General features: G+C 63.9%; 17 protein-coding genes. 11 read left to right on the plus strand and 6 right to left on the minus strand.

Going from position 1 to position 18238, the window contains the following annotated elements; translation table 11 throughout:
- The first annotated feature begins 25 nt into the window (after window positions 1-25).
- Together GCT13_RS11155 and GCT13_RS11160 are read left to right on the plus strand one after the other, a co-directional pair.
- The gene (locus GCT13_RS11155; RefSeq protein ID WP_152757850.1) at window positions 26-1075 is read left to right on the plus strand and encodes a sugar phosphate isomerase/epimerase family protein; all 1050 of its coding nucleotides are present in this window, start codon (window positions 26-28) and stop codon (window positions 1073-1075) included.
- A gap of 61 nt (window positions 1076-1136) precedes the next feature.
- Entirely contained in the window at window positions 1137-2285 is a 1149-nt protein-coding gene (locus tag GCT13_RS11160) for a Gfo/Idh/MocA family protein (RefSeq protein WP_152757852.1), read from the plus strand.
- Window positions 2286-2288: 3 nt separating this feature from the next.
- Here GCT13_RS11160 and GCT13_RS11165 read toward each other — a convergent pair whose 3' ends face one another.
- On the minus strand, window positions 2289-2546 hold the full coding sequence (locus GCT13_RS11165; protein ID WP_152757854.1) for a hypothetical protein: 258 nt from the start codon (window positions 2544-2546) through the stop codon (window positions 2289-2291).
- Window positions 2547-2666: 120 nt separating this feature from the next.
- Between GCT13_RS11165 and GCT13_RS11170 the strand changes: the two genes are divergently transcribed.
- Window positions 2667-4058, plus strand: a complete 1392-nt coding sequence (locus GCT13_RS11170; protein ID WP_152757856.1) for a tetratricopeptide repeat protein — start codon at window positions 2667-2669, stop codon at window positions 4056-4058.
- Between the two features lie 78 nt (window positions 4059-4136).
- On the opposite strand, the gene GCT13_RS11175 is transcribed toward GCT13_RS11170, so the two are convergent.
- Both GCT13_RS11175 and GCT13_RS11180 read right to left on the minus strand, forming a co-directional pair.
- Window positions 4137-5318 carry an ABC transporter substrate-binding protein gene (locus GCT13_RS11175; RefSeq protein ID WP_152757859.1) on the minus strand — a complete coding sequence of 394 codons (1182 nt, stop codon included), beginning with the start codon at window positions 5316-5318 and terminating at the stop codon, window positions 4137-4139.
- A gap of 51 nt (window positions 5319-5369) precedes the next feature.
- Complete coding sequence (locus GCT13_RS11180) at window positions 5370-6311, minus strand: CysB family HTH-type transcriptional regulator (protein WP_152757861.1); 942 nt, start codon at window positions 6309-6311, stop codon at window positions 5370-5372.
- A 238-nt stretch (window positions 6312-6549) separates the two neighbouring features.
- Between GCT13_RS11180 and GCT13_RS11185 the strand changes: the two genes are divergently transcribed.
- The 7 genes from GCT13_RS11185 to bla all read left to right on the plus strand — a co-directional run bounded on the left by GCT13_RS11185 (window position 6550) and on the right by bla (window position 13860).
- Entirely contained in the window at window positions 6550-8229 is a 1680-nt protein-coding gene (locus tag GCT13_RS11185) for a nitrite/sulfite reductase (protein WP_152757863.1), read from the plus strand.
- 13 nt (window positions 8230-8242) lie between these two features.
- On the plus strand, window positions 8243-8785 hold the full coding sequence (locus GCT13_RS11190; RefSeq protein ID WP_152757865.1) for a DUF934 domain-containing protein: 543 nt from the start codon (window positions 8243-8245) through the stop codon (window positions 8783-8785).
- Window positions 8782-9522 (plus strand): phosphoadenylyl-sulfate reductase, encoded by a 741-nt coding sequence (locus GCT13_RS11195; protein ID WP_152757867.1) that lies wholly within the window; start codon window positions 8782-8784, stop codon window positions 9520-9522. Before GCT13_RS11190 ends, GCT13_RS11195 begins: the two co-directional genes overlap by 4 nt.
- 138 nt (window positions 9523-9660) lie before the next feature.
- On the plus strand, window positions 9661-10623 hold the full coding sequence (gene cysD, locus GCT13_RS11200) for a sulfate adenylyltransferase subunit CysD (RefSeq protein ID WP_152757869.1): 963 nt from the start codon (window positions 9661-9663) through the stop codon (window positions 10621-10623).
- Window positions 10624-10645: 22 nt separating this feature from the next.
- Window positions 10646-11959 carry a sulfate adenylyltransferase subunit 1 gene (locus GCT13_RS11205; protein WP_152757871.1) on the plus strand — a complete coding sequence of 438 codons (1314 nt, stop codon included), beginning with the start codon at window positions 10646-10648 and terminating at the stop codon, window positions 11957-11959.
- A 38-nt stretch (window positions 11960-11997) separates the two neighbouring features.
- Window positions 11998-12777 (plus strand): uroporphyrinogen-III C-methyltransferase, encoded by a 780-nt coding sequence (gene cobA / locus GCT13_RS11210; RefSeq protein ID WP_152757873.1) that lies wholly within the window; start codon window positions 11998-12000, stop codon window positions 12775-12777.
- A gap of 189 nt (window positions 12778-12966) precedes the next feature.
- Window positions 12967-13860, plus strand: a complete 894-nt coding sequence (gene bla, locus GCT13_RS11215; protein WP_152757875.1) for a class A beta-lactamase — start codon at window positions 12967-12969, stop codon at window positions 13858-13860.
- Between the two features lie 31 nt (window positions 13861-13891).
- Here bla and GCT13_RS11220 read toward each other — a convergent pair whose 3' ends face one another.
- Genes GCT13_RS11220 through lptF form a run of 3 tightly spaced genes read right to left on the minus strand, consistent with a single transcriptional unit; the run spans window position 13892 to window position 16564 of the window.
- Window positions 13892-14272 carry a sirohydrochlorin chelatase gene (locus GCT13_RS11220; RefSeq protein WP_152757878.1) on the minus strand — a complete coding sequence of 127 codons (381 nt, stop codon included), beginning with the start codon at window positions 14270-14272 and terminating at the stop codon, window positions 13892-13894.
- 27 nt (window positions 14273-14299) lie between these two features.
- Window positions 14300-15448 carry an LPS export ABC transporter permease LptG gene (gene lptG, locus GCT13_RS11225; protein WP_152757880.1) on the minus strand — a complete coding sequence of 383 codons (1149 nt, stop codon included), beginning with the start codon at window positions 15446-15448 and terminating at the stop codon, window positions 14300-14302.
- A gap of 3 nt (window positions 15449-15451) precedes the next feature.
- On the minus strand, window positions 15452-16564 hold the full coding sequence (gene lptF / locus GCT13_RS11230) for an LPS export ABC transporter permease LptF (RefSeq protein WP_152757882.1): 1113 nt from the start codon (window positions 16562-16564) through the stop codon (window positions 15452-15454).
- A 137-nt stretch (window positions 16565-16701) separates the two neighbouring features.
- Between lptF and GCT13_RS11235 the strand changes: the two genes are divergently transcribed.
- Complete coding sequence (locus GCT13_RS11235; RefSeq protein WP_152757884.1) at window positions 16702-18213, plus strand: leucyl aminopeptidase; 1512 nt, start codon at window positions 16702-16704, stop codon at window positions 18211-18213.
- Window positions 18214-18238: the final 25 nt, after the last annotated feature.

Genomic DNA, 18238 nt, shown 5'->3' on the forward strand with positions numbered 1-18238 from the left:
TCAATCCACCGAAGGGAGCAGCACGATGAAAACGATCAAAGGGCCGGCGATCTTTCTCGCGCAGTTCATGGGCGCGCAGGCGCCGTTCGACACTCTCGCGCATCTCGCCGAATGGGCCGCGAATCTCGGCTACAAGGGCATCCAGGTGCCCGCCGATCCGCGCCTCGTCGATCTTGAGCAGGCGGCGTCGAGCCAGGCGTATTGCGACGACCTGCTAGGCATCGTCACCGATGCGGGCGTCGAAATCACGGAGCTGTCGACGCATCTGCAAGGCCAGCTCGTCGCGGTGCATCCGGCGTATGACGTGCTGTTCGACAGCTTCGCCGCGCCGCAGGTGCGTGGCAATCCGGCAGCGCGCACCGAGTGGGCGATCCAGCAGATGAAGTGGGCCGCGAAGGCATCGCAGCGTCTCGGGCTCACGTCGCATGTGTCGTTTTCGGGCGCGCTCGCGTGGCCGTATTTCTACCCGTGGCCGCAGCGTCCCGCAGGGCTCGTCGAAACCGCGTTCGACGAACTCGCGCGCCGCTGGTCGCCGATTCTCGATGCGTTCGACGAAGCGGGCGTCGACGTCTGCTACGAACTGCATCCGGGCGAGGACCTGCACGACGGCGTGACGTTCGAGCGCTTTCTCTCGGCCGTGAACGATCACAGGCGCGCGAACATTCTGTTCGATCCGAGCCACTTCGTGTTGCAGCAGCTCGACTATCTCGCGTTCATCGATATCTATCACGAGCGCATCAAGGCCTTTCACGTGAAGGACGCTGAGTTTCGTCCGAACGGACGGCAAGGCGTGTATGGCGGCTATAGCGGCTGGGTCGAACGCGCGGGACGTTTCCGTTCGCTCGGCGACGGGCAGATCGACTTCGGCGCGATCTTCTCGAAGATGGCGCAATACGATTTTCCGGGCTGGGCAGTGCTCGAATGGGAATGTGCGTTGAAGCATCCCGAAGACGGCGCGCGCGAAGGCGCGGAGTTCATCAAGCGGCACATCATTCGCGTGGCTGATCATGCATTCGACGACTTCGCGGGCAGCGGCGCGGACGCCGCGCAACTGAAGCGCGTGCTGGGCCTTTAAACCCAAGATGGTCCGCGTGATGGTCCCGCAATGGTCTCGCATCGAAGAGGAGCGTAAGACGATGACACGAAGACTCAGGCTGGGCATGGTCGGCGGCGGGCAGGGCGCGTTCATCGGCGCGGTGCATCGGATCGCCGCGCGCATCGACGATCGCTTCGAGCTGGTGGCGGGCGCGCTGTCGTCGGACCCGCAGCGCGCGCAGGCGAGCGCCGACGAAGCAGGCATCGCGCGCAGCTATGCGAGCTGGCAAGAGATGGCGCGCGCCGAAGCCGCGCGCGACGATGGCATCGATGCCGTCGCGATCGTCACGCCGAACCATCTGCATGCGCCCATCGCAACGGCGTTTCTGAATGCGGGCATCCACGTGATCTGCGACAAGCCGCTCGCGATGACGCTCGAAGAAGGCGAAGCGCTCGCGAAACTGGCGCGCGAGAAGAACCGCCTGTTCGCGCTGACGCACACGTACTCCGGCTATCCGATGGTGCGCCACGCACGCGAACTCGTCGACGCGGGCGAGATCGGCGATGTGCGCGTCGTTCAGGTCGAATACGCGCAGGACTGGCTCGCGAAGCCGGTCGAGCTCACGGGCGAGAACCGCCAGGCCGTCTGGCGCACCGACCCGAAGCAGGCGGGACGCGCGGGTTGTCTCGGCGATATCGGCACGCATGCGTATCACCTCGCGGCGTTCGCGACGGGCATGCTGCCGAAGCAGATCGTCGCGGAACTGCATACGTTCGTCGAAGGCCGCCAGGTCGACGATCACATCGAGGCGCTGTTGCGCTACGAGAACGGCGCGCGCGGCATGCTGTGGGCAAGCCAGGTCGCGAGCGGCGCCGAAAACGCGCTGCGTCTGCGCGTGTACGGCACGAAAGCCCATATCGCGTTCGATCAGGAGAACCCGAACGAACTGCTGTTCACGCCGCTGGGCGGCGCGATGCGAAAGCTCACGCGCGGACGCGTCGATAGCGCGATCGCGCGGCATGCGACGCGCGTGCCGCCCGGCCATCCCGAAGGCTATCTGGAAGCGTTCGCGCAACTGTACAAGGATGCCGCGTTGCAGATCGAAGCCATCGACGCGGGCTTGCCGCTGCCCGAAGAAAGCCGTCTGCTGACGACCGTCGACGATGGCGTCGCGGGCTTGCGCTTCATCGATGCCGTGTTCGAAAGCCACGCGAAGCTGCAGTGGCAGGACGTGCAGAACGGCGGCTGATGTTCAGTTCTTGCTGCGCTTGATCTGCTCTTCGAAGGCGAGATCGAGCTTGCTGACCTTGCGCGGTTTCTTGGGACCGTAGGCGTCGACGAACTTCACGAATTCGTCGAGCGGCAGCGGATCGGAGACTTTCTGATCCGTGCCGCCCGATTTGTCGACGAGATAGAAGACTCCGCCCGACAGGCTGATTGCCGCAAAACGTGGGTTGCCGCTGCGGGTCTTCAGCCGTTCGACGGCATGGATGGCTCGGGTCGTGCGCATGATCGGATGATGCCGTGAAGTTTTGAGATTGCAGCCCGATTCTACGACGTATACTCGCCCGCCGTCGGCGGTGCCGCCGATACGTCAGTCCTGCCGAACAAAGAAGACGCGACCCACGCCATGTCGAACCTTCAGGATGCGCTCGATGCGCTCGCCCATGCTCCCGACGATATCGAAAAGCTGCGTATCGTCTGTATCGCGCTGATCGAAGACAAGCGCGACGACGAGCTGCTGCCATACGCCGACCGCGCGCTCGCGATCGAGCCGCGCGACGTGCATTTCGTCAACTGGCGCGCCTATGCGTTGACGCTGATGGGCCGGCATTTCGACGCCATCGCGACCTGGCGCAACCATGCGGCGCTCGCGTGGAAACCCGCTTACTACGAGATGAGCCTCGGGCAGAGCCTCGTGATGTCGGGCGACGTCGAACGTGGCATTCCGATGCTGGAGCGCGCGTGGCGCAAGGCCGGCGCCGAAGGCGAGTGGTTCGCGCGGCAAGCGGAGCATCTGTACGGCGAGGCGCTGCTGCGCACGGCGCGTCCGGCGGGCTTCGAGCCGTGGCTCGCGCGCAATTTCAGCGACACCGGCAACTACCGGCCCGCCGATATCCCGTCGTGGTCAGGCGAACAGGATTTGCGCGGCAAGCGCGTGCTGATCACGCATCAGATGGGTTACGGCGACCAGTTCCTGCTGTTCGCCAACGTGCCGCAATGGCAGGCTGCGGGCGCGCAACTGATGATCACCTGCGATCCGCCGTTGCATGCGCTGTTGCAGGCTTCGTTGCCGGAGTGCTTCGTCGTGAGCGCGCCGCGTCCGCTGCATCATCAGGAAGGTTTGTCCGAAGCGCTGGCTGACGAGGTGCGCAAGTTCGCGCCCGATCTGCACGCGACGCTGCTTCATTTGCCGTCGCTGGCCGCGCGGCAGACGCCACCGCCGTCGCCGTTTTTCCCCGCGTATCTGCGCGCGCCCGCCGCCGAGCGCGCCGCCGCCGCCGCCGGATGGGCGCGCGAAATGCGCGCCGCGCATCCGGGCAAGTCGCTGATCGGCATCTTCTGGGACTGCAATCAGCGGCACGCGCATGAAGTGGGTGCGGTGATGCGCTGCTCGGCGATCCGGCGCCGCCTGCCGCTGACGGAAGTCGAACATCTCGTCACGCATCCGTCCGTCGCGGCGAAGCGGCACTTCGTGAGCCTGCATCATCCCGCCGCGCAGAGCTTCGCGGGCATGCCGTCGGCGAACATCAGCGTGTACGGGCCGGGCATCGAATCGTTCGCGCAGACGGCCGCGTGCATCGAGCAACTGGATGCCGTCGTAGCCGTCGATTCGGGCGTTGCGAATCTGAGCGCGATGCTCGGCAAGACGACCATCGTGCCGCTCAATCTGGCAAGCGAATGGCGCTGGGGCGTGGAAGGCGATACATCGCCGTGGATGGCGAATCTGAAACCGCTGCGCCAGACGTTGATGGGCGACTGGCGCGGCGTGATCGATGAAGCGGTGGTGTTTTTGGCGTAGGGGTTAGCGCTTATGCGGCAACGGCTGGGTCGCTTCGAGCGATGGCCGCTGCATCGAGCGCAGGCACTTCAAAAAAGCTCACTGGCTCAAATACGAAAACTTCCCGCCCTTGACGATCCCCATCACGCTCGCCCGCTGATCGAGGCCGACGTGATCCTTCGCGCTCGTGTTCACGACACCATTGGGCACCACCAGCTCATGCGCATGTTCGAGCTCCGTGCGCAGCGCGACGCGAAACTCTTGCGTGCCCGGCTGCGCCGTCTTCAACGTGCGCGCGACGGCATCCTGCAGACGCGGATAGACACCCGCCGCATCGCCCGCGAACTGCGTGACCGTGTTCGGGCCGTACTGCGCTTCGTATGCGCTGACGAACGCGAGCGCGGCCTTCTTCGCCGGATGATCGGCGGGCAGCGAGCGCGCGACGACGACAGGCTGCGTCGGAAAGAGCGTGCCCTCGACATCCTTGCCGCCGAGCTTGATGAACTCCGGCGTCGCGATGCCGTGCGTCTGATAGATCGCGCCCTTGTAGCCGCGCTCGACGAGCGTGCGCTGCGGCAGCACCGTCGGCGTGCCGGCGCCTGCGATCAGCACGGCGTCGGGCTTCGCGGCCATCAGCTTCAGCACCTGGCCCGTGACGCTCGCATCGGTGCGATTGAAGCGCTCGGTCGCGACGACCTGGATATGGCGCAGCGCCGCGAACTTCGTGAACTCGTTGAGCCAGCTGTCGCCGTAGCTGTCCGCAAAGCCGATGAAGCCGACCGTCTTCACGTTGTGATTCGACATGTAGCGCGTCATCACATCGGCCATCGCGCCGTCCGTCTGCGCCATCTTGAACGCCCAGACCTTCTTGCCTTCCTGCGGCTCGACCACGCTCGCCGAACCGATCAGCGTGATCATCGGCGTCTGGCTTTCGGCGACGGGATCCAGCGCGGCCATCGCGGCGGGCGTGATGTTCGGCCCGACGATCACATCGACGTGATCCTCGTTGATCAGCTTGCGGATATTGCGCACGGCCGCGCCCGGATCGGAGCCGTCGTCGAGCACGATGTACTGCGCCGGCTGGCCGGCAATCGTCTTCGGCCACATCAGCATCGCGTTCTTGCTCGTGATGCCGATGGCAGCCGCGGGCCCCGTGCTCGACAGATCGATGCCGACCTTGACGTCCGCGTGCGCGGCGGCGGCGAAGAGCGACGCGCCGAGCGCGGCGGCGCGTGTCAGATGGCGCAAGGTGTCTTTCAGCTTGTTCTCGTGCGGCGTCATGCGAAAGGGTCTCCGTGGCAGGTAACTGCAGTTGTTATAGCGGAACAAAAATCAAAGCTCGTACGTCTCGTGATCGCCCTTGAGCGCCTGCTCGATCAGCTTGCGGTTCAGGTTCGGCGACAGCAGCTCGACGAGCGTGTACACATAGCTGCGCAGATACGCGCCCTGCTTGAGCGCGACGCGCGTCACGTTGCTGCCGAACAGATGGCCGACGGGCAACGCGCGCAGATGACGGTCGCGCTCGGCGTTGAATGCGATATCGGCCATGATGCCGACGCCCAGCCCCAGCTCGACGTAAGTCTTGATCACGTCCGCGTCGATTGCTTCCAGCACGATGTCGGGGTGCAGGCCGCGCAGGCGGAACGCGTCGTTGATCTTCGTGCGGCCCGCGAACGCATTGTCGTAGGTGATCAGCGGATACTGCGTCAGGTCGTCGAGCGAAAGCTGCTTGCGTTCGAGGAGGGGGTGATCGGCGGGCATCACGGCCACGTGATGCCACGAGAAGCAGGGCAGCGACACCAGCTCCTTGTAGCTGGACACGGCTTCCGTCGCGATCGCGACGTCCGCCTGGTCGTGGATCACCATTTCCGCGACCTGCGTCGGGCTGCCTTGCAGGATCGAGAGGTGCACCTTCGGGAAGCGCTTCTTGAATTCGGCGATCGCAGCGGGCAGCGAATAGCGCGCCTGGGTGTGCGTCGCGGCGATCACGAGATTGCCCTGGTCCTGCGCCGCGTAATCCTTACCGACGCGTTTCAGGCTCTCGACTTCCTGCAGAATCCGCTCGACGGACGCCAGAATGATCCGCCCCGGCTCGGTCAGCGAGCGCACGCGCTTGCCGTGCCGCGTGAAGATTTCGACGCCCAGTTCATCTTCCAGCTCGATGATCGCCTTCGATACGCCAGGCTGGCTCGTATACAGCGCCTTGGCGGCTTCCGTCAGGTTGAAGTTCTGCCGGACGGCCTCCCGTACGAAGCGGAACTGATGCAGGTTCATATATAACCTCGCCGCATATCAAAAGAATTTTTTAGTCGTTTGAAATATAAGGCGAGTTTATTACGATTTCTCCAGTTTTTCCAATATGGATATCTGTATTTGTCATTAGCAAATGAGCGATGCATCTAAACGGCCGATGGCCACGACGCTCAAAGCTGACTGGCAATGATGAATACGAGGCGCGGCGTAACCGGAACGCCGTGTTGTGCGAGACGAACACAAACCCTGGGGTCCCCGAATGTACCAATACGATCAGTACGACCAGACCATTGTCGATGAACGCGTCGCGCAGTACGCCGATCAGGTTCGTCGCCGTCTGTCGGGCGAATTGAGCGAAGAAGAGTTCCGTCCGCTGCGGCTGCAAAATGGCCTCTACATGCAGCGCCACGCGTACATGCACCGCATCGCGATTCCGTACGGCAATCTGCGCAGCGACCAGCTGCGCATGCTTGCGACCATCGCGCGCGAGCACGATCGCGGCTACGGCCACTTCTCGACGCGCACGAACATCCAGTACAACTGGATCAAGCTCGAAGAGACGCCGGAAATCCTGCGCAAGCTCGCGTCCGTGCAGATGCACGCGATCCAGACGTCGGGCAACTGCATCCGCAATATCACGGCCGATCAGTTCGCGGGCGTCGCGTCCGATGAAATCATCGATCCGCGTCCGTGGGCCGAAATCCTGCGCCAGTGGTCGACGTTTCACCCTGAATTCGCATGGCTGCCGCGCAAGTTCAAGATCGCCGTGTCGGGCTCGAAGGAAGATCGCGCGGCCGTGCAGATTCACGACCTGGGCGTCTATCTGACGAAGAACGCAGCGGGCGAAGTCGTCGCGAGCATCCTCGCGGGCGGCGGTCTGGGCCGCACGCCGATCGTCGGCGCGATCATCAGGAAAGACCTGCCCTGGCAGCATCTGCTCACGTATTGCGAAGCCGTGCTGCGCGTGTATAACCGCTACGGCCGCCGCGACAACCTGTTCAAGGCGCGCATCAAGATTCTGGTGAAGTCGCTGTCGGCGGAGAAATTCTCGCAGCAGGTCGAGGAAGAGTGGCAGCACCTGAAGGACGGCCCGTCGACGCTCACGCAAGCCGAACTGGACCGCGTGTCGCAATACTTCCAGCCGCCCGTCTACGAGAAGCTGCCGGACACCGACACGTCGTTCGAAAAGCATCTGCTCGAAAGCCGCGCGTTTGCGCGCTGGGTCGAGCGCAATGTGCGTCCGCATCGCGTGTCGGGCTATGCGTCCGTCACGGTGTCGCTGAAGAAGACGGGCGTCGCGCCCGGCGACGCCACCGACAAGCAGATGGAAGCCGTCGCCGACTGGGCCGACGAATACTCGTTCGGCAAGATTCGCGTGTCGCATGAGCAGAACCTGATTCTCGCCGACGTCAAGAAGCGCGACCTGTACGCGCTGTGGGAAAAGGCGAAGGCGCAAGGCTTCGCGACGCCGAACATCGGCCTCTTGACCGACATCATCGCGTGCCCGGGCGGCGACTTCTGCTCACTCGCGAACGCGAAGTCGATTCCGATTGCGCAAGCGATCCAGGAGCGCTTCGACGACCTCGACTTCGTGTATGACCTCGGCGACGTGTCGCTGAACATCTCGGGCTGCATGAACTCGTGCGGCCACCATCACGTCGGCAACATCGGCGTGCTGGGCGTCGACAAGGACGGCGCCGAGTGGTACCAGGTGTCGCTCGGCGGCGAGCAGGGCATGGGGCAAGACGGCGCGAAGCTCGGCCGCGTGATCGGCCCGTCGTTCTCGGCGGAAGAAATGCCGGACGTGGTGTCCAAGGTGATCGACACGTTCGTCGAGAACCGCATCGACGGCGAACGCTTCATCGACACGTACAACCGCATCGGGATCGCACCGTTCAAGGAACGCGTGTATGCATCGCGTCAACCGGCTCACGCGTAAAAGGGACTAGCAGATGGCATCGATTATCAAGGACCGCACGATCGTCAACGACGACTTCACGGTCGTCCGCGCAGCCGAGGACGGCACGCTGCCCGCAGTGGGCGCATTGCCCGCCGGCAAGGTGATCGTTCCCTTCGTGTTGTGGCAGAGCTCGCGTGATGAGCTGACGGCTTCGCGCAGCGCTGATCAGATCGGCGTGTGGCTCGCGCCCGATAGTGAGCCCGCCGACATCGTTGGCGACTTCGACAAGCTCGGCCTGATCGCCGTCGACTTTCCGGTGTTCCGCGACGGGCGCGGCTACAGCATTGCGCGCCTGTTGCGCGAGCGCTATGGCTACAAGGGCGAGATCCGCGCGATCGGCGACGTGCTGCGCGACCAGTTGCGCTTTTACGAGCGCTGCGGCTTCAACGCGTATGCGCTGCGCGCGGACAAAGACATCCAGGACGCACTGAAGGCGTTCACCGAATTCACGGTCCAGTATCAAGGCGCGTTCGACGAGCCTTCGCCGCTCTTTCGCCGTCGCGAAGCGGCTGCTACTCAAAAGGCCTCAGTATGACGAGCGCATCGAACCTCACGCCGGAGCTCGAGGCGAAGATCGAACGTCTCGATGCGCTGCTCGATTCGATCGCGCAGCGTCATGAGAAGGTGAAGCTCGCGAGCAGCCTCGCGGCGGAAGACATGCTGCTCACGCACGCGATCCTGTCGCGCGGCGTGAAGATCGGCATCTTCTCGCTGAATACGGGCCGCCTGCATGCGGAAACGCTTGGCATGATCGACCGCGTGCGCGAGCGCTATGGCTACGACATCGAGCAGTTTCATCCGCAAGCGGCCGCCGTCGACGAGTATGTCGCGCAGCACGGCCTGAACGCGTTCTACGAAAGCATCGATCTGCGCAAGCGCTGCTGCGAAATCCGCAAGGTCGAGCCGCTCAATCGCGCGCTCGGCGACGTCGGCGCATGGGTGACGGGTCAGCGTCGCGAGCAGTCGGTCACGCGCGCGGAGCTGCACGAGGAAGAGCACGACGGCGCGCGCAACATCGCCAAGTACAACCCGCTCGCAGACTGGACGGAAGCCGATGTGTGGGCTTACCTGAAGGCCTTCGACGTGCCCGTGAACCCGCTGCATGCGCGCGGCTATCCGAGCATCGGCTGCGAGCCGTGTACGCGGGCCGTGCGTCCCGGCGAAGACAGCCGGGCAGGGCGCTGGTGGTGGGAGTCGCGCGATACGAAGGAATGCGGACTGCACATCACGACGATCCCTGTCACGGTCGTCTCGGAGAACGCCTCGGCCTGATGTGAGCCGCGCAGGCGCCGGCGTAAGATGACGCAAACGCCGTGCGCCGCCAATTGCCGATTTCGATTGAATCCCTACGTGCCGCACGCATCTGGTGAGCACCCGAACATGCGACACGAACCAATGAAGGACCAGAAAATGAGCACGACGCTCGATTCCACTGTCAACGCACCGCTGCCCGTCACGGCGAACCGGATGGATCACCTCGACTGGCTCGAGGCAGAGTCGATTCACATCCTGCGCGAACTGGTCGCCGAATGCAGCAAGCCTGCGCTGCTGTTCTCGGGCGGCAAGGATTCCGTCGTCGTGCTGGCGCTCGCGTTGAAGGCGTTCGGCCTCGGCGCGAACCGCAAGACGCAGCTGCCGTTCCCGCTCGTGCACATCGACACGGGTCACAACTACGACGAAGTGATCGACTTCCGCGATCGACGCGCGCAAGAAATCGGCGCCGAGCTGGTGGTCGGTCACGTCGAAGACTCGATCAAGCGCGGCACCGTGCGCCTGCGCCGCGAAACGGATTCGCGCAACGCCGCGCAGGCCGTCACGCTGCTCGAAACCATCGAGCAATACGGCTATACGGCGATGATCGGCGGTGCGCGCCGCGACGAAGAGAAGGCGCGCGCGAAAGAGCGCATCTTCTCGTTCCGCGACGAGTTCGGCCAGTGGGACCCGAAGGCGCAGCGCCCCGAACTGTGGAGCCTCTACAACGCGCGCCTGCATCAGGGCGAGCACCTGCGCGTGTTCCCGATCTCGAACTGGACGGAGCTCGACGTGTGGCAATACATCGCCCGCGAAGACCTCGAACTGCCGTCGATCTACTACGCGCACAAGCGCGAGATCGTGCGCCGCAACGGCCTGCTCGTGCCCGTGACGCCGCTCACGCCGATCCGCGAAGGCGAGACGAGCGAAGAAGCGCTGGTGCGCTTCCGCACGGTGGGCGACATCAGCTGCACGTGCCCCGTCGAAAGCGATGCGGACGATGTGGAAAAGATCATCGCCGAAACGGCCGTGACGGAAATCACGGAACGCGGCGCGACGCGGATGGACGACCAGACGTCGGAAGCCGCGATGGAACAGCGCAAGAAGCAAGGTTATTTCTAAGGCACACGAGGGCGATACCACTATGAGCATTCATCAACCGGAAGACCTCGGCGTGCTTCGTTTCATCACGGCAGGCAGCGTCGACGACGGCAAGAGCACGCTGATCGGCCGCCTGCTGTACGACAGCAAGGCTGTGCTGTCGGATCAGCTGTCCGCGCTGTCGCGCGCGAAGAACAAGCGCACGGTCGGCGACGAAATCGATCTGTCGCTGCTGACGGACGGCCTCGAAGCCGAGCGCGAGCAGGGCATCACAATCGACGTCGCGTACCGCTACTTCGCGACCGCGAAGCGCAAGTTCATCATCGCCGACACGCCGGGTCACGAACAGTACACGCGCAACATGGTGACGGGCGCTTCGACGGCGCACGCCGCGATCGTTCTCGTCGACGCGACGCGCGTCGCGTTCGAGAACGGCGTCGCGCAACTGCTGCCGCAGACCAAGCGCCACAGCGCGATCGTCAAGCTGCTGGGCCTGCAGCACGTGATCGTCGCGATCAACAAGATGGACCTCGTCGACTACAGCGAAACGCGTTTCAACGAGATCCGCGACGCGTATGTCGCGCTCGCGCGCCAGCTCGGTTTGAGCGACGTGCGCTTCGTGCCCGTGTCGGCGCTGAAGGGCGACAACATCGTGACGGCGAGCGAGCGCATGCCGTGGTATGCGGGCGAGCCGCTGCTCGACGTGCTCGAAGCGCTGCCCGTCGATACGGCGACGCACGACGCACTGCGCTTCCCGGTGCAATGGGTCGCGCGCCAGGACGGCAGCCAGGCCGACGATTTCCGCGGCTATATGGGCCGTGTCGAATCGGGCGAGGTGAAGCTCGGCGATTCGATCGTCGTATTGCCGGCGAACCGCCAGGCGACGGTGGCTGAAATCATCGCGCCCGTGCCGGGCGGCACGGCGCAAGTGGACCGCGCGTTCGCGGGCCAGACGGTGACGATCCGTCTCACGGAAGACGTCGACGTGTCGCGCGGCGATACGTTCGTGCACGTGTCCGCGACGGTTCAGCCGGCGAAAAAGCTCGAAGCGGACCTGTGCTGGTTCGACGACGCGCCGCTGTCGACGGCGCGCAAGTATCTGCTGAAGCAGACGACGAACACGGTGTTCGCGCGCGTCGGCGGCATCAAGCAGGTGCTGGATGTGCATACGCTGTCGCACGCGACGGACCGTCACGAGCTGAGGATGAACGACATCGGCCGCGTGTCGCTGACGCTGCAAAAGCCGATCGTCGCCGACGAGTACGATGCGCATCCGGGCACGGGCGCGTTCGTGCTGATCGACGAAGCGACGCATCACACGGTGGCGGCCGGCATGATTCGTTCTGTCTCTGCGTGATGGGACGAAGCAGGCAACGAAGCGGAACGGAGCAGCAAATGGGCAAGGTTTATCTGATCGGCGCGGGGCCCGGCGCGGCGGACCTGATCACGGTTCGCGGCGCACGGCTGCTGGCCGTTGCCGATGTCGTGCTGCACGATGCGCTCGTCGAGCCGGCGATGCTCGACTACGCGCCGAAAGCACGCAAGATCGCGGTGGGCAAGCGCTGCGGCAAGCGCTCGACCGCGCAGCACTTCATCAACAAGCAGATCGTCGATGCGGTGCGCGAGCATGGCGTCGTCGTGCGGTTGAAGGGCGGCGATCCGATGCTCTTCGGCCGGGCCGATGAAGAAATGCGCGCGCTCGAAGCAGCGGGTATCGAATATGAAGTCGTGCCGGGCATTACGGCGGCGCTGGCGAGCGCAGCATCGCTGCGCCGTTCGCTGACGCTGCGTGGCGTGTCGCGCAGCGTCGCGCTGGCGACGCACAGCCGCGCGGCGGATTCTGCCGAGATTCGCGAGCAGGTGAACGCCGATTCGCTGGTGTTCTACATGGGCCGCGACAGCGCGCCCGAGATCGCGCAACAGCTGATCGACGCGGGCCGCGCTGCCTCGACGCCCGTGGCGATCGTCGAGGCATGCTCGACGCCGCGCGAGCGGACGTTGACGCTGACGCTCGAAGGACTCGCGGCGGGCGATGCGCAACTGTGGCTCGATCCCGCGCAGCCTTCGCTGCTGATGATCGGCGATGCGTTCGCCGAGCGCGTGATAAAGAGCGAGCCGAGCGCGGACGATTCGTCTTCTGCTGCGTCAGGCGAGCCTGCGCTGCGGGTCGCATAACGCGACAGCTTTTGCTGGTATCTATTTTTCGGCCGCATTCGCGCGAGTGAATGCGGCCGATTGTCTTTGGTTCATCGCTTCGGGTTCGCTGCTCCAGGTTCGTCGTTTTCGGACAGTCGAGCAGACACGCGAGGGCAGGCATGTGCGTTGCGATAACATTCGCTTTCGCTCTGCATTCACCACTGCCTCATGTTCCATTCTTCGTTGCGTCGCGCACTGCTGATTGCGCTTGCTGCTGGCCCCTTAGTCGGCGTGCGCGCGCAGCCGGCTTCGTCCGTGGCGATCAATCTGGCCGCGCATGAGCGCTTCGAGCAACTGGAAGCGAGGAGCGGCGGACGCCTCGGTGTCGCCGCGCTCAATACGGCCGATGGGTCGTATGTCGGTTATCGCGAGTCGGAGCGCTTTCCGATGTGCAGCACGTTCAAGCTGCTTGCCGTCGCAGCGATCCTGAAGCGCAGCATCGCCGAGCGTGCTCTGCTCGACACGCACATTCGCTATGGCGAGACGGATCTCGTCGCGAATTCGCCCGTGACGAAGCGGCACCTGAGCGAGGGCATGTCGATGGGCGACGCCTGCGCGGCGGCGCTCCAGTACAGCGACAACACGGCGGCCAACCTGCTGTTGACCGCGCTGGGCGGGCCGGAAGTGTTGAACGAGTTTGCGCGCTCGATCGGCGATACGTGGTTCGATCTCGTGCGGCGGGAGCCGGAGCTGAATGACGCCGTGCCGGGCGACATGCGCGATACCACGACGCCGCGCGCGATGATGCACGACATGCAGAAGATCTTGCTGTCGAACGATGTGCTCGAGCCGCCGCAGCGCGAAAAGTTGAAGGCGTGGCTGCTGGGCAATACGACGGGTGAAAGACGTATCAGGGCGGCCGTCCGTTCTTCCGGCTGGCCCGTGGCCGACAAGACAGGAAGCGGCGATTACGGCACGGCCAATGATGTCGCCGTTGTGTATTCGCCTGCGGCGGCTTTCGTTGTCGCCGTTTATTTCACAGGCGTAACACCGAAGGAAACGCCGCCCCAGAACGAGATCGTGGACGAGGCTGCGCGGATCGTGTTCGACGTGATGAAGTGAAGTGTGCTTCTTGCCCGCGGCGCAAAGCCGGTCAGGAAGAAGCCTGCCGCAGGCAATAACCGGCGATAGCCTCGATCACATCGGCATCCTCGCCGACGGCGACGGAGCAGCGGATCTCGACATCCGGATTGGCCGCGCGGCATTGATCGAGAATGACGGGCAAGTCGCGCCGGATATGCCCGCCCTGGCCGAAGAAAACAGGCACGACGGTCACGACAGACGCCCCCGCAGACGCCTGGTCGGCGACAGCGGAAGGCAGATCGGGCGTCATCAGTTCGAGAAACGCGAGCGAAACGGGCCCTGCATCGGCGCCGCGCAACTCACGCAAGCGGGTGGCAAGACGCTCGAACGGCTCGGCCCAGCGGGCGTCTCTCGCGCCATGCGCAAACAGCACAATGCCATTCGATCCCATAGCCGGAGCGTCCCGTAAAAAAAGCAGCTAGTGCCGGTCGACCCACTTGAGCCCGACGAGCCCAAGCACGAGATACAACAGCGCCGGCGTCGCGGCCGTCAAAGGCGCCGGCCAGGTGTTCAGATTACCGATGTGCGAGAAGAGCGTGTTGAAGAGCTGAAAGCTCATCCCCAGCATGATCCCGCCGAACACCTTCATGCCCACTACGCCTGCACGCGTATGCAAGTAGGCGAACGGCAACGACAGCACCAGCATCACGAACACCGCGAACGGATACAGCAGCTTGCGCCACAACGCGATCTCATACCGTTGCGTGTCCTGATGGTTCTCCGTCAGGTGCTGGATGTAGCGGAACAGATTGAACATCGACATCCGCTCCGGCGCGACCAGCAGCACCGACAGAATCTGCGGCGTCAGTTCCGAGCGCAACGAGTACTCGGGCAGCGTCACCTGCTTCGCGCGATACACGGGGTTCAGTGCGTCGGCGGGCTTGCCAGCGTCGGGCGCGACGTCGATCAGTTGCGTGTCCGTGACGTCCGTCAGCGCCCAGTGCCCCGGCGGCTGATACTTGCCCGACTTCGCCATGCGCACGTTCGACAGACGGAACTTCGAATCGAACTCGTAGATGCGCACGTTCGTGATCGTCGCATCGGGCTGTAACTGGCCGACGTTCACGAAGCGCGTCACCTGCTCGCCATCGGCGCGCGCCGTCAGCGTGTCCTTCACCCAGACGCCCGACTCGAAGTTGCTCGACACCGACGAGCCCAATGCCTCCAGACGCACGCGTTCAGACAGTTGATCGGTGTACGGGCCGACCACTTCGCCGATGAGGTACGTGAGGATCACGAGCGGAATGCCGATCTTCAGCAGCGAGCGCAGCGCCTGATTCGTCGCGAGACCGGACACGCGGAAAATCGTGTACTCGGAATTGGCCGCCATCTGCGCGAACACATAGATCGCGCTGATCAGCGCGGCGACGGGAATGATTTCGTAGAAGCGCGACGGCGTCTGCAATGCGACCCGCAGCACCGCGTACTGGAATTTGTAGTTGCCGTGTCCGACCGAGTTCAGTTCGTTGATCAGATCGAAGAAGAAGAACAGACCCGAGAACGCGAACAGGATGAAGACGAACGTGAGATAGACCTGCCGCGCGAAGTACTTTTCATAGATGCGCATCGGTCATGCTCCCTGCGCCGGCGTGTCTGCAACCCGGCTGAACATCGCGCGCGTGAACAGCGGCCGGTTGCGCACCCGCAGCCAGAAGATGAACACGACGACCAGCGCGACGACGATATGCAGGCCCACGAGACCCACGACGAACGACATCTTGCCCTGCTCGATCCATGACTGCACGACGTTCAGCAGATTCGAATACGTCAGATAGATCAGCACGGCCATCACGAGATTGATCGTGCGGCTGCGGCGCGGATTCTGGTGCGCAAGCGGAATGGCGAGCAGCATCAGGTTGATCGCGATCAGCGGCAAGCCCGCGCGCCACGCGAATTCGGCGAGATTCTGGCGCGTCGGGTCGCGGAACAGGTCAAGTGTGGGCGTGCCCGTCGTGGTCGGCGTGTTGACGACAGGCTGGCTCTGGATCTTCACGCCATATCGCGCGAACTCCATGATGCGGAAGTCGGGATGGCCCGGCTCGCCGTCATAGCGGCGGCCGTTTTCGAGCACGACGAAGCGGTCGCCGTTCTTCTGCGTTTCCGTGTGGCCGTTCTTCGATACGACCACGTTCACCTTGCCGTTCTCCGTGCTCGTGACGAATACGTTCTCGACGTGGCCCTGATCGGGCGACATCTTCTCGATGAAGAACACGCGATGGCTCGTAGCCGATTCGCGGAACTGGCCCGGCGCGAGCAGCGAGACTTCGTCGCGCTGCTGGAAGCGCGCGCGGATCAGCTTGCTCTGCTGGTTCGACCACGGCCAGCCGACGAACACGAAGAACGCAATCAGAATGATGATGGGCGTCGCGAACAGCCCGACCGGCTTGATGAAGCGCGTGAGGCTCACGCCCGACGCGAGCCACACCACCATTTCGGAATCCTTGTACCAGCGCGTCAGCACGAACAGGATCGACACGAACAGCGTCGCGACCAGCATGATCGCGAGATAGCCGATGACCGTGAGGCCGATCAGCACGAGCACATCGCGCGGATCGATTTCACCGGATGCCGCGAAGCCGACGATGCGGATCATCATCGTCGTCAGAACCAGCGTGAGCAGGACCATGAACACGGCACCAGCCGTGTACGCCAGTTCGCGCTGGAGGGAGCGTTCAAAAATCATGGTTGATGAGGAGAGGGCGCGCCCCGGTGGACGGCGGGGTTGGGCCCCATCACGCCTTCCGTGCAGCCGCCGCGGGAAAAATAGCGGATAATTGCGGCTTTCATCCTAAGCCCAGATTTTATCCGAGGACAAGCGCGATGGACTTTAGCATAAAAGCCTGTGATTGGAGCAAAGGCTCGACCAACGGGTTCCTTACCGGGAAATCGGATTGCATCGTGATCGGCGTGTTCGAGTCGCAGACGCTGTCGGGCGCAGCGCTGGAAATCGACGCGGCCACCAAGGGGCTGCTCACGCGCATCGTCAAGGCCGGCGATATGGACGGCAAGATCGGCAGCACGGTGTTCCTGCATGAAGTGCAGGGCATCGGCGCGTCGCGCGTGCTGCTGGTCGGCCTCGGCAAGCAGGATGCCTTCACGCAGAAAGCGTACGGCGACGCCGTGCGCGCGGCATGGCGCGCAATCCTCGGCACGAAGGTCGCGCAGGTCACGTTCACGCTGGCCCAGGCGCCCGTCAAGGAGCGTTCGGCGGATTGGGCGGTGCGCGCTGCGATCCTCGCGCTGCGCGAACTGACGTACAAGTTCACGCACATGAAGAGCAAGCCGGACAACGGCGCGCGTGCGCTCAAGCGCATCGTGTTCAGCGTCGACGCCGCCGATGAAAAGCTCGCGAAGGTCGCCTCGAAGCAGGGTGTCGCGCTCGCGAACGGCATGGACCTGACGAAGGACCTCGGCAACCTGCCGGGCAACGTCTGCACGCCGACCTATCTGGCGAACGCCGCGAAGAAGCTCGGGAAAGACTGGAAGCTGAAGGTCGAAGTGCTCGGCCAGAAGCAGCTCGAAGCGTTGAAGATGGGCTCGCTCCTCTCGGTCACGAAGGGCTCCATCGAACCGCCGCAATTCATCGTGCTCCAGCATCAGGGTGGCTCCGCGAAGGCTGCGCCCGTCGTGCTGGTCGGCAAGGGCATCACGTTCGACACGGGCGGCATCTCGCTCAAGCCCGGCGACAGCATGGACGAGATGAAGTACGACATGTGCGGCGCGGGCTCGGTGCTCGGCACGATGCGCGCCGTCGCCGAAATGGGCCTGAAGCTGAACGTCGTCGGCATCATTCCGACCTGCGAGAACATGCCCGCGGGCAACGCGACGAAGCCGGGCGACATTGTCACCAGCATGAAGGGGCTGACGATCGAGGTGCTGAACACGGACGCGGAAGGGCGTCTGATCCTGTGCGACGCGCTCACCTATGCGGAGCGTTTCAAGCCCGCCGCCGTGATCGACATCGCGACGCTGACGGGCGCGTGCATCATCGCGCTCGGCCATCACAACAGCGGCCTCTTCTCGAAAGACGATGTGCTGGCGGGCGAACTGCTCGACGCGTCGAAGGAAGCGGGCGATCCGGCATGGCGTCTGCCCCTCGACGACGAGTATCAGGAACAGCTGAAGTCGAATTTCGCGGATATCGCCAACATCGGCGGACGCCCTGCGGGCAGCGTGACGGCGGCGTGCTTCCTGTCGCGCTTCACGGATGCGTATCCGTGGGCTCACCTCGACATCGCGGGCACCGCATGGAAGAGCGGCGCGGCGAAGGGCGCAACGGGCCGTCCCGTGCCGTTGCTGTCGCAGTTCCTGATCGACCGCGCCGCACAATGACGCATCGCAGTCCCCGCGCGCACGA

Source organism: Paraburkholderia franconis (genome assembly GCF_009362735.1).
Classification (GTDB): domain Bacteria; phylum Pseudomonadota; class Gammaproteobacteria; order Burkholderiales; family Burkholderiaceae; genus Paraburkholderia; species Paraburkholderia franconis.